The following is a 17,731-nucleotide window of genomic DNA, read 5'->3' on the forward strand; positions in this document are numbered from 1 at the left end:
AGCATGATGGAGCAGGTGAACGTCAAGCAGCACTTCCGGGCGGATGAAGCCCCGTTTATTGACCAGGTTAATGATTGGCTGACCACGGCCGGCGACCAATACCGTCCGGTCCTGACCGCCTTTTTAAACCCCCGGCAACGTTATATCATGCGGGTAATTGCCAATCGTCAAGACGAGGTCAAGGTGGCCTTTAAAGGCGCTTATCCGGGCGCCGAAATGCAGCGTGGTTTAGCTTACCCAGCTTATTACCAGCCGACGGAAGACGATTTCGAATTACAGCTGTTAGAAATTAACTACCCCCAAAAGTTCGCGGAGCTTCATCATCGACAGGTAATGGGAGCGGTTTTGTCAACCGGAGTTGAGCGGGGGGCCTTTGGTGACATTATCGCAAGTGATGAGCATTGGCAGATTATCGTACAAAGACAATTAAGTGACTACCTGATTGAACAGGTAACGTCAATCGGTAAAGCAAAGGTGCGCTTAGAAAAACGGGAATTGCAAGGGGCCCGGGTACCGCAAGAAGATTGGCAAGAACTCGTCACCACGGTCGCTTCCTTACGTTTGGATGCCGTGGTGGCGGCCAGTTTTAATTATTCAAGAAACCGGGCTAAGCAACTGATTGAACGCGGTCAGGTCCGGGTTAATTGGGAAGAAATTGACCGTCCGGATTATGAGTTAGCTAGCCGGGACTTGATTTCGGTTCGGCACGGCGGCCGGATTAAGGTGCAAGAGGAGCTTGGGCAAAACCGTCACGAGCGCACTAGAATTCGGTTAGCCGTCATCCATGCATAGTGGACAGCGATTGGAGGAACTAGAATGGCATTAACAGCGGAAAACATTACAAGCAAGAAATTTGATACGAAAATGCGCGGTTACAACCAAGCTGAGGTCGGGGCCTTTTTAAATGAGGTAGCGGCAACGGTGGCGGAACTAACTAGCCAAAACCGGGAATTGCAAGAAGAAGTTCGGGCCAACGAAGAGAAGCTCAAATACTTTGCCGACTTAAAGGACTCCTTGAACAAATCCATTTTGGTGGCTCAAGAGGCGGCCGATAAGGTTAAAAACAACGCTAAAAAGGAAGCCGAGATTACGGTTCGCGAGGCCCAAAAGCAGGCGACTGACATTGTGGCGGCCGCTAACGAAAAGGCTAACTTGGTGATCGAAAGGGCTGCTGCTTCCACCCGGAAGTTGACCACGGAAACCAATGACTTGAAGAAGCAAACCCGGATCTTCCGTCAGCGCCTGCAGGTAATGTTGGAATCCCAACTGGAAGTCGTTAAGTCAAGCGAATGGGACGAGCTGTTGGCCAACGATGATATTTCCCAATACGATGAAATCGAAAAGATTTTAGGATCCAATCTTGACAAAAATTCTGAGGGCAGTGTAGAATCTACTCCAATAGCCGAAGAACAACCGAGTAGTCAAGCACCGGCACCGTCAAACGCAGCGGAACCGGCTGCGGCTAAGACGGTCGTCATCTTCCCGGACGGGGAAAGCAAGTAGGCGAACATTAAAACGACGATTAAAAGCATTGATGGGAACCCGTACGAAACGTCGACGATTAAGCGAGCCGGTGGTTGGTGCAAGACCGGTATCAAGACCTTCAAGCAAATCATCCCAGAGCGTGGTACTGAAGCGAGTAAGGACCACCGGTTCATGACCGTTACCAAATGACAAAGCAAAAGGAGCAGTCCTTTTGAAATTTGGGTGGTACCACGAGTGCGTCTCGTCCCTTTGCGGACGAGACGCTTTTTGTTTTTAAGCGTTGGATTTTAACCAGAGAAGGGGGATTTAAGATGCGCGTTAAAGACACCTTAAACCTTGGTAAGACCAAGTTCCCAATGCGGGGACGGCTCCCGGAAACGGAAGCGCAGCGAGAAGCGCTGTGGGAAGAAAACAAGGTTTATGAACAACGACAAAAGTTAAACGAGGGCAAGCCAAGCTTTGTGCTTCACGATGGCCCTCCATACGCCAACGGGCCAATTCACATTGGTCATGCTATGAACAAGATTTCCAAGGACTTCATCGTTCGCTACAAGTCGATGACCGGCTACCGGGCTCCGTACGTTCCCGGTTGGGACACCCACGGGTTGCCGATTGAACACCAACTGACTAAGGCTGGCTACGACCGCAAGAAGATGAGCTTAACTGAGTTCCGGGACCTGTGTCAAAAGTACGCCTTGGAGCAAGTCGAAATTCAAAAGAAGGGCTTTAAGCGCCTCGGGGTTGCCGGGGAGTGGGATCACCCATACCTGACCCTGGCCAAGGAATTTGAAGCGGCCCAGATCAAGGTCTTTGGTGCCTTTGCTAAGCGGGGACTCTTGTACCAAGCTAAGAAGCCGGTTTACTGGTCTTGGTCTTCCGAATCCGCCCTGGCCGAGGCCGAAGTTGAATATCACGATGTCGTTGCGAAGACCGCCTTTTTCACCGAACAGGTTCAGGATGGCAAGGGACTGCTCGATTCCGATACTTACCTGGTGGGCTGGACAACGACGCCATGGACGATCCCGGCCTCTGAAGCGGTTGCCGTCAGCGCTGACTTCGAATACGCCCTGGTTCAACCGAGCGGCAGTGACCGTAAGTACGTGGTCGCAGCTAGCCTGCTGGGCGATTTAGCCCAGAAGTTTAACTGGACCGACTACCAGGTGGTCAAGACCTTTAAGGGTGCCGAAATGGAAGGGATGACCACCAAGCACCCATACATTGACCGTGAGTTGTTAGTTGGCCTGGCTGATTACGTCACTGATGACGCCGGGACTGGGTTGGTCCACACCGCACCTGGTTACGGGGATGATGACTACAACTTCGGGAAGAAGTACAACCTGCCGATCTTTGCCCCAATGAATGACCAAGGGGTACTAACCGCCGAAAACGGGCCGGAATTTGACGGGGTCTTCTACCAAGACGCCGATGATATTTCCCTGCGCCTGTTAGAGGAACACGACGCCCTGCTTTTAGAAGAAGACTTAGAGCACTCCTACCCGTTTGACTGGCGGACCAAAAAGCCGATCGTCTTCCGGGCGACCGATCAGTGGTTTGTCTCCATCGACAAGATGCGCGACGAAATCTTAAAGGCCGTTGACGAAGTGACCTACTACCCGACTTGGGGGAAGGTCCGCTTGCGGAACATGTTAAAGGACCGTGGTGACTGGGTGATCTCCCGTCAACGGGTCTGGGGGGTTCCGTTGCCGATCTTCTACGCCGAAGATGGCACGCCAATCATGACCGAAGAAACGATCAACCACGTTTCCGACCTCTTTCGGGAATACGGCTCCAACGTCTGGTTCGATCGGGAAGCCAAGGACCTCTTGCCAGCGGGCTTCACCTCTGAACACTCCCCGAACGGCAAGTTCACCAAGGAAACCGACATCATGGACGTCTGGTTTGACTCCGGCTCGTCGCACCAAGGGGTGTTAGCCGAACGCGATTACCTGACTTACCCGGCGGACATGTACTTGGAAGGTTCCGACCAGTACCGGGGTTGGTTTAACTCTAGTTTGATCACCTCGGTGGTCGTTTCTGGGCACGCCCCGTACAAGTCCGTCCTCTCCCAAGGGTTTACCTTGGACCAGAGCGGTAAGAAGATGTCCAAGTCCTTAGGGAACGTGATTGACCCGAACAAGGTGGTTAAGCAAATGGGGGCCGAAATCATCCGCCTTTGGGTAATGTCGGCCGACACCTCCGCCGACGTGCGGGTGTCAATGGAAACCCTGCAACAAATCGCCGAATCCTACCGGAAGTTGCGGAACACCTTCCGCTTCCTTTTGGCGAACACCAGCGACTTTGGACCGGAGAACTTTGTTGCCTACGAAAAGCGCGAAGCCGTTGATCAGTATATGACGGTTAACTTCAATCGCTTCCTGGCCGGGATGCGTGATGAGTTCGATCGTTACGACTTCTTAAACGCCTACAAGCACTTGATTAACTTTGTCAACAACGACCTGTCATCCTTCTACATGAACGTGGCCAAGGACGTCTTGTACATCGAACCGGAAGACTCCCACGTTCGCCGCTCGATGCAAGCGACCTTCTACGAAATTCTTAGCGGCCTGACCAAGCTGTTGACGCCGATCTTGCCGCACACAACTGAAGAAGTGTGGTCCTACATGGATGAACCGGAAGACTTCGTTCAGTTAACGGAAATTCCGGAAGCCCGGACGTTTGAAAATGGCAATGCCCTGCTTGAAAAGTGGGAAGGCTTCATGGAATTACGTTCCCACGTCCTTAAGTGCTTGGAAGAAGCCCGTAACGCTAAGTTGATTGGTCGGTCACTTGAAGCGAGCGCCGACCTGTACCTGACGGCTTCCCAACAAGAATTACTAGCTGACCTCGGGACCGATGCGGGACTCTTGTGTGGGGTTTCAGCGCTGAGCGTTCACGACGCTAGCGAGGCACCAGCAGAAGCCGAAAGCTTCAGTGATAATGCGGCCGTCTTAGTTCAAGCGGCCAAGGGTGAAGTGTGTGATCGTTGCCGGATGACCAAGGAAGACGTTGGCTCCGATCCGGCCTACCAGCAACTCTGTGCCCGCTGTGCTAAGTTAGTACGGGAAAACTTCCCCCAAACGGTTGAAGAAGGCTTAGAAAAGTAGTCGCTACCTGGTGACTGGTGTAAAATAGGAACGAAAGACGTTGGGCAAACCAGCGTTGAGCGCTCCGTACAACAAACCGCTTGCGCTCGGATGACGGGTGTGGGCGGTTTTTGCGTTGGCGGGGGAAAGTAGGTGAAAAGATGATTCAAGCAACGATCAAGAGTTACGACCCCACCAAGGGTTGGGGCTACATTACCACCCCACAAGATGGGGATGTTTACTTTCACCGGCGGGCCATTGAAGGTCGCAGCCGGGTCCCAATTCAAAAGGGACAAGCAGTCGAGATGGTGATTGTTCAAGGCCAACGGGGACCCCAAGCGGCCCACGTAACGATTATACAACGGGAGGATTAAGATGGACTTTGAAGAAAAGGTTACTGGACACCAACCGGTTTTTAGCGGCCATTTGATTGACGTTGAGGTCCAAGACGTGCTGACCCCGGCGGGGAACCACGCCACTCGGGAGGTGGTTCACCACGCCCCGGCCGTTGCCATTTTGGCCCTGACCGATGACGACCAAATGATTTTAGAACAGCAGTGGCGGGCCCCGGTAAAGCAGGTTACCCTGGAAATTCCGGCCGGCAAAGTTGACGATCGTGACCAAGGGGACTTGCGGGCCTGTGCCGTGCGGGAACTCAATGAAGAAACCGGGCTGGCGGCTGAACACCTTGATCAGGTTAACGCGACGGCTAGTTCGGTCGGCTTTTCTGATGAGGTAATCACCCTCTTTGTGGCTAGGGGATTACGCCCGGTTGACCATGCCCTGCCAAAGGACCAAGATGAAGAATTGAGTCTGTTGAAGGTGAGCTTGAAGGAAGCCTTAGAGATGGTGGCCACGGGGCAAATCATCGATATGAAAACGGTGATGGCCATTTATTACTGGGCCAGCCAACGGGTGAACTAGATGCAAGAGCCAAATGAAGAACTGAGTCGGCGCCACTTACGCAGGCAAGCTGGTGATCAAGCGGCACCGGACGCTAGTGGCGACGTGACGATGACCCGCCAGGAAAGCTTGGAGCTCGCCAAAAAGGAGCGCCAGGAGATGGCCACTAGGCAGCTCAAGCGGCGGCTCAACTGGGTGATCTTGGGTTTAGTGGTAGCGATCGTAATTGTTTATTTGATTCTCTTTTTCGTTGGTTAGAAAGGAAGTACCATGACATTTGGAATTATTTGCGCCATGCCAGAAGAGTTGCATGCCCTGAGTGAGCGGTTAACTGACCGCACCGAAACCGTGTTGGGGGGAAAAACCTACCTAGCGGGAACGATTGAAAACCAGGCGGTGGTCCTGGTGGAATCCGGAATTGGGAAGGTGGAGGCCGGGATTACGGCCGAACACCTCATTACCGACTTTAAGGTCGACGTGGTCATTAACTCCGGGTCGGCCGGGGGAATTGGCGAGGGGCTGCACGTTGGCGACGTGGTGATCGCGACGGAAACGGCTTACCACGATGTTGACGTAACCGCCTTTGGCTACGAATACGGCCAACTGCCAGCCCAGCCGGCCCGGTTTAGCGCTGACCCAACCTGGGTTGAGCGCATTAGTGAGGCCGGCAAGGAGACCGGCTTAAACATCAAGCAGGGCCTGATCGTGACGGGCGACCAGTTTGTGTCCTCTAAGGCAATGATTCAACAGATTAAGGCCCGCTTTAATGACGCCCTCTCCTCTGAAATGGAAGGGGCGGCCGTGGGACAAGTAGCCACTGACCACCAAGTACCGTACGTGGTGGTCCGGGCAATGTCTGATACCGGTGACGAGAACGCCGGGGTGTCCTTTGATGAATTCATCGTCGAGGCCGGCAAGCGCTCGGCGGCCATGCTCTTGCAACTCTTTGCTGATTTGAACAAGGGAGGGGTGGCGTAATGGCGTACCAAGCATCCGTTCAAGTGCCCGGGGACCAAACGACCTACGCAATTAGCCCTAACATTAAGAAGTACTCCCTGATTGACCTAGGTTTTGAACAAACCCGCCAGGGCAACTACAAGTACACCGGCTCCCTAGACCGGACCAACCCCTTTAAGCCGGCCGCCAAGCTACAAATCACCGTTAACGCCGAATTAACGGGGTTTAAGATGGATACGGTTAGTGCCAATGGCTTGCGTAAGATCAATATCTTCACCGGGCCGCGTAGCGAGGAATTTGTGACCCAGTACCACTTCATCCTTGATGAAATGGTGGCCAGGGAGATTCTGACCAAGGTAAGTTAGTTTGATAGTATCCCGGGCGTGTCTTTGGTACAATGGTAAATACTGGACATGCGACCTTCAATCGTAGATGGATCCAGAATCTATTATGAAATGATGGTGATTTTGCATGACTGATAACAGTCATACCCGCGTTGTCGTCGGGATGAGCGGGGGCGTAGATTCCTCCGTGACCGCCTTGTTGTTAAAGCAGCAGGGTTACGATGTTGTCGGGGTTTTTATGAAGAACTGGGACGACACCGATGAGAACGGGGTTTGTACCGCAACGGAAGACTATAAAGACGTTGCCAAGGTGGCAACCCAAATTGGGATTCCGTACTACTCGGTTAACTTCGAAAAGGAGTACTGGGACCGGGTCTTTACCTACTTCATTGATGAATTCAAGAAGGGGCGGACGCCAAACCCGGACGTGATCTGCAACAAGGAGATCAAGTTTAAAGCCTTCATCGAGTACGCTAACCAGCTCGGGGCCGATTACGTCGCCACCGGTCACTACGCCGACTTAAAGCGCGACGAAGCCGGTAACATGCACCTGATGCGGGCAAAGGATCAAACCAAGGATCAGACCTACTTCTTGAGTCAACTCGACCACGCCCAATTGGACAAGGTGCTCTTCCCCCTGGCTGGTTACACCAAAAAAGAGGTTCGTCAGCTAGCCAAGGACGCCGGCCTCGTGGTTGCCGACAAGAAGGATTCCGTGGGGATTTGCTTCATCGGTGAGGACGGTCACTTCCGTGAGTTCTTGAGCCAGTACTTGCCGGCCCAACAAGGTGAAATGCAAACCGTTGACGGTAAGGTTGTGGGGACCCACGCCGGCTTGATGTATTACACAATCGGCCAACGCAAGGGCCTCGGCCTTGGGGGAACCAAGGAGAACAACGACCCGTGGTTTGTGATCGGAAAAGACATCACGAAAAACGTTCTCTACGTGGGGCAGGGCTACGAAAACGAGCACCTTTACGCCACCCACATGGAGGCTTCGGATATCCACTGGGTTGACGACGTGGTCAGCCGCTACGGGACGGAGTTTCACTGTACCGCTAAGTTCCGGTACCGCCAAAAGGACGAAGGGGTCACCGTTAAGCTGTCTGACGATGGTCAGATGGTGACCGTGACCAGTGACGATCCCGCCCGCGCCATCACGCCGGGCCAAGCCGTGGTCTTTTACGATGGTGACGAGTGCTTAGGGAGTGCCATTATCGACCGGGCTTACAACCAGGAGCGTCAACTGCAATACGTTTAAACTTTAAGCGAGGCTGGGGAAAGAATTCCCTGGCCTTTTTGCATTCCATTTTCAAAGACCACCCTCGCCACTCTTACAATTTAGCCTGTATTGGAGGTTGGCTCGCACTTCCGATAACGTGCTCCCAACCACGGACCTAGTGGCTAAGTACGGCCGGAGAACGATGCGTACCGCATCAACCCCCGTCCTAGCTTAGCCTAACGGTCCGTCGAGAAGGTTGGCTCGCACTTCCAATAACGTGCTCCCAACCACGGACCTAGTGGCTAAGTACGGCCGGAGAACGATGCGTACCGCATCAACCCCCGTCCTAGCTTAGCCCAACGGTCCGTCGAGAAGGTTGGCTCACACTTCTTTTAGTGGACAGCGCTTTCTTTTACGACTATCCTATAAGAAAATCAATGAAGGGAATGGTGGCCATGACACTGTTGACGAACGGACGAATTTTTCTGGGAACCGGCGAGAATGACTTTGCTAAGGACCTGCGCTTTGCGGATGGAAAGGTCGTGGAAACGGGGGATGATTTAAAACCGGCTGAAGGGGAAGAAGTGATCGATGCCAAGGGGCGCTTGGTGTTGCCGGGGCTAATTGATGCCCATACGCACCCCAAATACATCGCCGACGCCCTTCACGGGGTGGCTTGTACGCCGCCTGACGTAAATAGCATTGCGGAAATGCAAGCGGCGTTACGGCATTCCCCGGCCTTTGGTGCCGGTAAGGACGTCTGGATTGAGGGCTGGGGCTTTGACGAAACCAAGCTCAAGGAGCACCGGTCCCCGACCCGGGCCGATTTGGACCAAGTCTCGACCGACCAGCCCATCTTTATCTACCGTTCTGATTGCCACTCCTCAGTGGGAAACTCCCGGGCGCTTGAGTTAGCCGGGATTGACCGGACCACCCCTGATCCAGTGGGGGGCAAGATTGAACGCGACGATGCCGGGGAGCCGACCGGCTTTATGCGCGAGGTAGCCGCCACCCAACTGCTAATCCGGGCCAAGTCGGCGCAGAGTTACCAAGCCGACGTGGACAACCTGGTCCAAAGCTCTCACCACTACCTAGCCAATGGGATCGTGGCGATCGGTGAGATGATGGGACGAAAAAAGCCGTATGATTCCTGGCAACTCTATACGGATGCGGTTACCCGGGGCTTTTTACCCCGGACGACCATTTACTACGTGTTTGACGAATTAAAGGACGGCGCCGCTCTGTCATTCAAAGCCACTGACCAGCTAAGGGTGGCCGGCATTAAGGTCTTCATGGACGGGAGCATTTCGGGGGAAACCGCGGATAACACCCGCCCCTACCCGGATGGGAAACGGGGGGTCTTGTTGACGGATCAAGACAAGTTGCTTGCGGCCGTCGAGATGGCCAAAGCGGCCAAGGTGCAACTAGCAGTTCACGCAATGGGGGACGCCGCGATCCAGCTGGTTTTAGACACGACTGCTAACCTAACCCCGTGGCTCAGCGAGACCCCCTCGGTGCGAATTGAGCACGCTTCGCTATTGACCGACGCCATGTTTGACCAGATTAACCGGGCCAAGATGAACTACGGCCTGGTTACCCAGCCAATCTTCTTTTTCGCTGAGGTGGCGTCCTACCAAGCCTTCTTGACTAGCAGCCAGTACCAAGAAATCTACCGGGTTAAATCAATGGAACGCTCCAAAGCGCTGGTTGCACTAAGTTCCGATGCGCCCTGCACCCCGTGGGCGGAACCGGATAGTGTCTTTTACAGTCTCTACGCAGCGGTCACCAGGAGGGCGGCTAACGGGGAGGTAGTTGGCCCAGAAGAAGCCATCACGGTGGGAACGGGGCTGTTAGCCTACACCAAAGACGCCGCGTTGATGGGCGGCTTTGAGGAAAACGGCACCCTGGTGGCGGGCAAGAACGCGGACTTTGTCATCGTGGATCAGGACCTGTTTACCATCGATCCTACCGAGATTAAGGACACCGGGGTCGCCGAAACCTGGGTGGCTGGCCAACGGGTTTATCAACGTGCGGTGGGGGAAGGTAACTAATTTAGCCAAAGTTGGTTTGCCCCCTTGTCAGCTCCCCATAAAAGGGGTATTATCTAAGACATCCATGAGAATGTTAGAATTAGATTAGAACGATGGGGGTAAGGCTTATGGCAAGAACAGTTGGGATCATCGGCTCCGGGCACGTGGGAGCTACCTTAGCAAACAATTTATTAGTCACTGGTAGCGTGGATAAACTTGTTTTGATTGATACAAATGAGCTAAAGGTCAATTCAGATGCGACGGACTTTGAAGACGCCCTTGCCAACTTGCCCACCCACACTAAGGTGGTTAAAAATAACTACCGGGAGTTAAAACACGCGGACGTGGTCGTAATCGCGGTTGGTTCAATTGGGGTTCAAAATGACGACGCCAAGCACGACCGGTTCGTGGAATTAAAAGTGACTAGCAAGGCGGCCAAGGAGGTGGGGACCAAACTAAGGGAGGTCGGCTTCGATGGGGTCTTGGTTTCGATTAGTAACCCCTGTGACGTGGTCGCCGCCCTCTTTCAACACTACACCGGCTTGCCAAGGGATCAGGTAATTGGCACCGGGACACTGTTAGACACCTCCCGCATGAAGAAGGTGGTTGGCCAACGCTTTGAATTGGATCCCCGTTCGGTTTCTGGTTACAACCTTGGGGAGCACGGAAATTCGCAATTTACGGCCTGGTCCCAAGTTCGGGTCTTGGATCAGCCGGTGACCGCAGCGCTAAGTGAAGCGGAGTTGGACGAACTGGCCGAAGCCGTTCGGGCGGGGGGCTACACGGTCTTTCACGGCAAGCACTACACCAACTTCGGGATTGCGGCAGCGGCGCTTCGGTTGGTCACCGCCATCATAAATGATGCCCGTGCCGAGCTACCCGTCTCCAACTTCCGCGAGGAGCTAGGTACCTACGTGGGCTATCCGGCCGTGGTGGGAAGCGGTGGGGTCGTTCGCCAACCCCAACTGACACTCACCAGCGCGGAAAAAGAAAAGTTATTGGCGTCAGCAAATTACATCCAGACCCGCTATGAGGCGGTCCTGACTGAATTAGAGAAGTAGAAAAGAACGCAGGGCTCTAGCGAACGGTGCTAGGGCCTTTTTTAGTAAGCCGGGACGTAGGTGGTTCATCCCGGACGGGAAAAGACGGCGGAATTCAAAAGGAAACCCAATTTTTTGGTTTGTGATTTTCACTCACCCGGCGATCTTTGGTATTATAGATAACAGAGAATTGTTGTTAGCAAATTAAGAGAGCTTTTTTGAGGCAAACATGACAACCATTTATTTTATTCGACACGGGAAAACGGAGTGGAACCTGGCGGCGCGCTACCAAGGGGCGCACGGGGATTCACCACTCTTAGAGGCGAGTCATCAAGACATCCGTTCTTTAGCGGCGTCACTCGCGGGGGTTAAGTTCATTCACGCCTACACCAGTCCCCTAAAGCGGGCCCGGCAAACGGCTGAGGAGTTGATCGCTCAGTTGCCAACACCAGTGGCCCTAACCGTTGATGAACGCCTGATTGAATTTGACCTCGGGAAGATGGAGGGAATGACATTTTCAGCCGTTGAAAAAGAGTGGCCGACCACCGTCGATAACTTTCACCACCATCCCGAGCGGTTTGACCCAACGGTGGTGGGCAGCGAGTCCTTTGAGGCGGTAATTGACCGGCTCAAAGCTGCCGTCCTCGACTACTGTCACCGCTACCCGCGGGGGAATGTGTTAGTTGTCTCCCACGGGGCGGCGTTAAATGCCGGCATCAACGGAATTTTAGGCGCCTCCTTAGTCAACCTAAAGCAACGCGGCGGTTTATCAAACACTTCCACCACGGTAATTCAGACTACTGATCAAAAGCACTTTGAACTCGTCAAATGGAATGATACGGAGTACCTGCACCGGACGCAGGTGGACCCAACGGACACGGTATAACGGGGTGAAACTAAATGGAAAAAGAAACGAAGCAACAAGAAGCACAAAAGCGTCAATCGGAACAACTGGTGCACCAATTGGTGGCCGCTATTGACGCCGAACCAAACAAGTTTAACAATTACTACGAGCTCGGCTCCCTTTTGACCCGCCTCCACGATTACACCCAAGCCGAAGAGCTGTTCTTAAAGGCGCTAGGCCTGTTTGAAACCCGCGGTGATGAACGGGCGGTAACCTTCTTAAAGTATGGGTTAGGGAACCTGTATTACGAAGTGGACCAAGTCGATAAGGCGATCAAGTACTACAACCAGGTTGAAGACGAAAAGATGAAGGCCGATGCTTACTTAATGCTGGCCCAGTCATACGTTAAAAAGGGCCAATATAAACAGGCGGTTATGTACGGCTTGACGGCCCACGAGTTAGAAGAAAGCGACCCAGAAATCAGCCAGGTGCTGGGGGATGCCCTCTTGGCTCTGGGCGAATTTGAGCAGGCCAAAAAGTACTACGACCGGATCTTGGTTCGCCACCCGGGCCGGGCCGACACCCAATTTGACCGGGGGCTGGTGGCCATGGCGCTTGGTGAACCTTACCAACCGTACTTGGAACAGGCCCAGCAACTGAACCCGGATTACTACAAGAAGAGCGAAAAGCGGATTGCCGAAATAGAAAAGACCCTGCAGGAATTAGGTGACAAGGGGGGCCACTAAATGGCGTACCGGGATTATACCCAGCCGGTAATTCATGACGAAAAGGTCCAAGAAACGGGACCAACGCATTTTTCGGGGCGGGTACGAAAAGTTATCTTTTCTAACCCGCCCTTTGCTATTTTAGCGGCGACGGTGTTAAAGGCTGACTTTGAGTGGGACACCGAAGAAATCACCGTTAAGGGTGACGTTGGTCAAGTTAACGAGGGCGATGAGTTTGAATTTGAGGGTCAGGTTGTCAACAACCCGCGCTACGGCTTTGAGTTTGATTTTTCGGGCTTTGTCCACCAGCTGCCTCACGACGCCAAGGAGCTGGCCGCCTTTTTAAAGAAGAACAACGTGGCGGTCAGTGATGAGAAAAAGGTGGCCAAGGCCATTGATGACGCCTTAGGCGAAAAGGCCATGAGCACCCTGATTGGCGACGCCGACGCAATCGAAGTGGTGTCCGGGTTGAGTCAAAAAGACATCGCGACCTTAAAGACCTTTTTCAACCGGTTGGTCAAAGATGACGAGGCCAGCAAGGCCAACCGCCAGTTGATGATGCTCGGTTTCTCGGCCTGGATGATCCGCCGCTTGCAGGAATTCTACCAACGGCGGTTGCTTAAAATCCTCGAAGAAGACATTTACCAAGTGGTAGCCGATTATGAGCAGTTGGGGATTAGTTTTCGCCCGGTGGATGAGGCGGCACGCCAGTATCAAGACGTGGCCTTCGATGATCCCCGCCGCATCGATGGGGCCCTCCTCTTTGCCGCCCAAATTCTGATTCGGGAAAATTCCGGCTCGTACGTCGCCCCGCAATTACTGTTGAACCGGGCTAGCCAACTCCTTAACCAGGGCGCCACCGTCAGCCAGGATACCCTGGCGGCGCGTTTGGGAATTTTACTGACCCAAAAGAAGCTTTACCACGTGCCCGAGCGGGGAATCTACCCGGCCCTGTTCTTTCACGCCGAAAATTTAATCGCCAGTCAGCTTCACCAGATGATGGCGGCGGCCCAGCCGGTCAGCGCCAAGCGGCAAAAGCTGATTGAAAAGATAGTTGATCAGGTGGCCAAGGAACAAAAAATCACTTACGACGACCAGCAAAAGGCGGCGATTAAACAGGCCTTAGAAGCACCGGTGCTGCTCTTGACCGGGGGACCGGGGACCGGGAAGACGACGATTCTAAACGGGATCGTGCGGGCATACCGGCGCCTGTTAAAAGAGGACGGCCAAAAGCTCCACGCTTGGAGCGATGGGGAACCAATTCAGTTAGTTGCCCCCACCGGGCGGGCGGCTAAGCAAGCCCGCCAGGCGATCACGGGTGAGGGCGTTGCCGCGTCAACCATCCACCACTTCTTGAGCATTGCAACCGATAACGATGCCGCCCGTTTGATTGAAAAACCGGCGCCCCTAGAAAATGCCGGTCAGATGCTGGTGGTTGACGAAATGTCGATGACCTCCACCCTCTTGATGGGGGGGCTAATGGCGGTGATCCCGACCAACATCCACTTAGTGTTAGTCGGTGACTTCGATCAGCTGCCGTCGGTGGGACCGGGGCAGGTGTTCCGGGACTTGCTCGAATCTAATTGCTTACCGCAAGTCCGCTTGGAACGGATTTACCGCCAGGACGCCGATTCCTCTTTGATCCCGTTAGCCCAGCGGATCAACAAGGGGGACGTTGACGAGGACTTCATTGCCCCCACCCCAAAGACTAAGTACCCCAAGCGAATCTTTGTGACCACCGCCGCTCGCGACGTTCCGGCCCGGATTGGTCAGCTAGTCGACGCCTACTTGGGTGGTCACGACTTGGATATTCAAGATATTCAGATCTTAACCCCGCTACGGCGCCACCGCGACCTGATTAATAGCTACTTGCAAGACCACCTGAATCCGGCCAGCTTAAACCAGGCCACTTACCGGTTACGAAGCCGGGAGATACGGGTGGGCGACAAGGTAATGCAGACAACGAACGACTCCGACGCCGAGGTTTATAACGGTGACATCGGGATCATCAAGTCGATTGCCGGGAAAGATAAGCACGTCGTTAACGGCGATCGGCTCGCCAAAAAGGAGAAGGTGCACCTGAAGGTCACGGTCGACTTTGCTGGCCACCTGGTTAAATACGATGACCCCACCGCCCTGGCTAACTTAGAACTGGCCTACGCGATGACGATTCACAAGGCCCAGGGGAGTCAGGCGCCGGTCGTGATTGTGACCTTGCTGTCGGAGTTTTTCCCGACTAACCCCCAGGCTGGTTCAATCATCCAACGTAACCTCTTGTACACGGCAGTGACCCGGTCGTCGCGGGCTCTGGTGATGGTGGGTGACGCCCCGGCCTTCGTGCGTTGCTCTAAGACGCCGGTGGTGGACCGCCCCACCTCGCTCAAGCAGCGACTGAAGTTGGTTTGGCAAGCAGCCCAGCAGGATCCAGACTCCCCGGCAGACGAGAAAGCCCAGACGCCGGTTCAAGAAGAACAACCAGCGGATCACTTGACACCGGCAATGGTGGAAGACGAACGGGTGGACCCGCTGATCGGCATGGATGGATTAAGTCCGGCCGACTTTGCCTAATCTGGTTGCAAGCCGGGCCCAAAATTGTGATAATAGGAAAAACGTCACTAACAACGGAAGGACAAAGACGATGAGTAAAATCGAAAATGCCGAAAACGTATCACTCTTTGCGCTAAACGCAAACCAACCGCTGGCCCAAGCGGTGGCCGATCAGGTGGGAATTCCCCTTTCAAAGTGCACGATTAGCCACTTTGCCGACGGGGAAATTTCCGTGACGATCGACGAAAGCGTGCGGGGGCGGGAAGTATACGTAATTCAATCGATTTCCGAGCCAGTTAACACCAACCTGATGGAACTGTTGATTATGGTCGACGCCCTGCGCCGGGCGAGCGCCAAGAAGATTAACGTGGTGGTTCCGTACTACGGTTACGCCCGCCAAGACCGCAAAGCCCGTTCGCGGGAACCAATCACCGCTAAGCTGGTGGCCAACCTGCTGACGATGGATCAAATCGACCGGATGATCGTCGTCGACCTTCACGCCCCGCAGGTACAAGGGTTCTTCGACATCCCGGTGGACCACTTGCTGGCCGCCCCAACCCTGGTTAAGTACTTCATGGAAGAGGGGATTACCGATAACTTGGTGATTGTGGCTCCTGACCACGCCGGGGTGAACCGGGTCCGCCGGTTTGCTGAATTAATTGGCGGCGCCCCGATCGCAATCGTTGATAAGCGGACGGAAAGTAACCGCGAAGCCCGTCACGAACAATTACCAACTACGGTGATTGGGGAAGTGGCCGGCAAGACGGCGATCATTGTTGACGACATTGTCGATACTGGTTCGCGGATTGCCAACTCCGCCACCCTCCTTAAGAAGTGTGGTGCCGACCGGGTCTTTGGGGTTGCGACCCACGCGGTCTTATCCGGGGACGCTAGCCAGCGCCTGTTGGATTCCCCACTGGAGAAAATGGTGGTTACCGATACGATCGTGATCCCAGAAGAGAAGCAAACGGAAAACATCGAACAACTTTCCGTTGCCCCGCTACTCGCTGGTGCCATCAACCGGATTCACAACCACCTTTCAATTCAGGCTCTACACTAAATCTTGTTGATGGATTACCATAGTGGTGATTCGTTGACAGGATTTTTTGGTTTTGAGGGCACAAAAAAAGGCCCCACCAGCCTTAAAATTCTGATCATTAACTACCACGCAAATTCCAGAAAGTAAGAGGTGTGACCTTATGACTGATTATATTAAAAATATCCTTCAAATTAAAGACCCCAATCTTCATTTCACAGACGTTGTCTTTGAAAATAATGACGGATGGGAGACGCAGGTCTTCATTGGGACGGTCTCGCTTAAATTGGATCGGTGCCCACATTGCGGCTTTGCGGATACCTTCATCAAGAATGGCCATTCTTACCAAACCATTAAGTACCTCTCAATTAACGAAAGTTGTCCCACCATGTTGCGGATCGGTAAGCAACGCCTGAGATGTAAGAATTGCCAAGATTCGTTCATGGCGAAGACCAACGTCGTTGATAAATACTGTTCCATTGCCAAAGCAGTTAAACACAAGGCACTTACGATGCTTGAAAGTAATGTCTCTCAAAAGGACGTGTCTAAGTTTACCGGTGTGTCACCTAGTACCATTGGCCGCCTCCTAGACAGTGATCAAGCGCTCCTTCGCTTTAATAGTCGCACTTTACCCACTAATATTGCCATTGATGAGTTCCGTGGTCCGCAGGGGAAGTATTGCTTCATTATCGTTGATAATGATACCTCACAAATCTACCAAATTCTCCCTGATCGGCTTAAGAGTAGTATTACGCATTACTTTGATCGATTCTCGCTAAAAGAGCGCAAACGAGTCAAATCAGTCTCGACAGACTTAAACAGTTACTATCAAGGCCTTGTACGCCGCTACTTCCCAAACGCAAAGCTGGTTGTGGATCGATTCCACATCGTTTCAATGCTTACGCGGGCGTTTAACCAAGTCCGGGTCGCAGTAATGAAGCAATTCGACCCTAATACGCGTGAGTATCGGGCATTGAAGAATTCGTGGCGACTGTACTTACTTAAAAGCACATCGCTTAACTACACTAAGGAGTACTATGATCGCCACTTACGACAAAAGGTAACGATGGCTGAACGGGTGGGAATTGGTCTGGACCTTGATCCCCAGTTAGCGGCCGGTTATGAACTCTTACAGGGCGCCATGACCGCTCTTGAAGAGCACGATGTTGACCAATTAATGGACCTCTTGTTCACCAAATGGGACGTGCCAGCGCCGTTCCAAACGGTTCTTAAGACCCTCCGTAAGAACAGCGAAGGAGTGTACAACGCAACCGTATTACCGTACTCAAACGGTCGGGTTGAGGGGATCAACCGCATGATCAAGTTAATTCAACGGACGGCATATGGCTTTACTAACTTTGGTCATTTCATCGCCCGGATCCGATTGCATCAAATGGGAACGGAAGCTGAAAAAAGGCGGCGCCAGGTGCAAGCACCGGCCGCCGCCTAAAATGACCCATCAACAGGATTTGACAAAGAGCCTCAATTCACGATCTCTTCCAACTGCCGGAAGAA

At 53.3% G+C, this 17,731-nt stretch carries 16 protein-coding genes and 1 other annotated feature; all 16 genes read left to right on the forward strand.

What is annotated here, in order from left to right:
* Positions 1–6 precede the first annotated feature (6 nt).
* Positions 7–792 (forward strand): YlmH family RNA-binding protein, encoded by a 786-nt coding sequence (locus tag FG166_RS03415; protein WP_014562260.1) that lies wholly within the window; start codon positions 7–9, stop codon positions 790–792.
* Between the two features lie 24 nt (positions 793–816).
* Positions 817–1,503: a DivIVA domain-containing protein gene (locus FG166_RS03420; protein ID WP_003682117.1), complete on the forward strand. Its 687-nt coding sequence runs from the start codon at positions 817–819 to the stop codon at positions 1,501–1,503.
* 19 nt (positions 1,504–1,522) lie between these two features.
* Positions 1,523–1,737 (forward strand) — a binding site (T-box leader).
* Between the two features lie 59 nt (positions 1,738–1,796).
* On the forward strand, positions 1,797–4,589 hold the full coding sequence (ileS, locus tag FG166_RS03425; RefSeq protein ID WP_003682116.1) for an isoleucine--tRNA ligase: 2,793 nt from the start codon (positions 1,797–1,799) through the stop codon (positions 4,587–4,589).
* A 140-nt stretch (positions 4,590–4,729) separates the two neighbouring features.
* Positions 4,730–4,942 (forward strand): cold-shock protein, encoded by a 213-nt coding sequence (locus tag FG166_RS03430; protein ID WP_003682115.1) that lies wholly within the window; start codon positions 4,730–4,732, stop codon positions 4,940–4,942.
* Position 4,943: 1 nt separating this feature from the next.
* Positions 4,944–5,492: an NUDIX hydrolase gene (locus tag FG166_RS03435; protein ID WP_003682114.1), complete on the forward strand. Its 549-nt coding sequence runs from the start codon at positions 4,944–4,946 to the stop codon at positions 5,490–5,492.
* Complete coding sequence (locus FG166_RS03440; protein WP_003682113.1) at positions 5,493–5,729, forward strand: hypothetical protein; 237 nt, start codon at positions 5,493–5,495, stop codon at positions 5,727–5,729.
* A gap of 12 nt (positions 5,730–5,741) precedes the next feature.
* Positions 5,742–6,449, forward strand: coding sequence for a 5'-methylthioadenosine/adenosylhomocysteine nucleosidase (locus tag FG166_RS03445; RefSeq protein WP_003682112.1), 708 nt, complete (start codon positions 5,742–5,744; stop codon positions 6,447–6,449).
* Positions 6,449–6,793, forward strand: a complete 345-nt coding sequence (locus tag FG166_RS03450; RefSeq protein WP_003682111.1) for a DUF1831 domain-containing protein — start codon at positions 6,449–6,451, stop codon at positions 6,791–6,793. Before FG166_RS03445 ends, FG166_RS03450 begins: the two co-directional genes overlap by 1 nt.
* A 106-nt stretch (positions 6,794–6,899) precedes the next feature.
* A complete protein-coding gene (gene mnmA, locus FG166_RS03455; RefSeq protein ID WP_003682110.1) occupies positions 6,900–8,033 on the forward strand; it encodes a tRNA 2-thiouridine(34) synthase MnmA in 1,134 nt (377 codons plus the stop codon).
* A gap of 398 nt (positions 8,034–8,431) precedes the next feature.
* Positions 8,432–10,045, forward strand: a complete 1,614-nt coding sequence (locus tag FG166_RS03460) for an amidohydrolase (RefSeq protein ID WP_003682109.1) — start codon at positions 8,432–8,434, stop codon at positions 10,043–10,045.
* Positions 10,046–10,152: 107 nt separating this feature from the next.
* Positions 10,153–11,085, forward strand: coding sequence for an L-lactate dehydrogenase (locus FG166_RS03465; protein WP_012391006.1), 933 nt, complete (start codon positions 10,153–10,155; stop codon positions 11,083–11,085).
* Between the two features lie 208 nt (positions 11,086–11,293).
* A complete protein-coding gene (locus FG166_RS03470; RefSeq protein ID WP_003682107.1) occupies positions 11,294–11,950 on the forward strand; it encodes a histidine phosphatase family protein in 657 nt (218 codons plus the stop codon).
* Positions 11,951–11,964: 14 nt separating this feature from the next.
* Positions 11,965–12,654, forward strand: coding sequence for a tetratricopeptide repeat protein (locus FG166_RS03475; protein WP_003682106.1), 690 nt, complete (start codon positions 11,965–11,967; stop codon positions 12,652–12,654).
* Complete coding sequence (gene recD2, locus FG166_RS03480; RefSeq protein ID WP_003682105.1) at positions 12,655–15,201, forward strand: SF1B family DNA helicase RecD2; 2,547 nt, start codon at positions 12,655–12,657, stop codon at positions 15,199–15,201. It abuts the gene before it with no gap.
* A gap of 70 nt (positions 15,202–15,271) precedes the next feature.
* On the forward strand, positions 15,272–16,240 hold the full coding sequence (locus FG166_RS03485; RefSeq protein WP_137876813.1) for a ribose-phosphate diphosphokinase: 969 nt from the start codon (positions 15,272–15,274) through the stop codon (positions 16,238–16,240).
* Positions 16,241–16,379: 139 nt separating this feature from the next.
* Complete coding sequence (locus FG166_RS03490) at positions 16,380–17,666, forward strand: ISL3 family transposase (RefSeq protein WP_042513914.1); 1,287 nt, start codon at positions 16,380–16,382, stop codon at positions 17,664–17,666.
* Positions 17,667–17,731: the final 65 nt, after the last annotated feature.

The sequence above is a fragment of the Limosilactobacillus fermentum genome (genome assembly GCF_013394085.1).
In the GTDB taxonomy this organism is placed as follows: domain Bacteria; phylum Bacillota; class Bacilli; order Lactobacillales; family Lactobacillaceae; genus Limosilactobacillus; species Limosilactobacillus fermentum.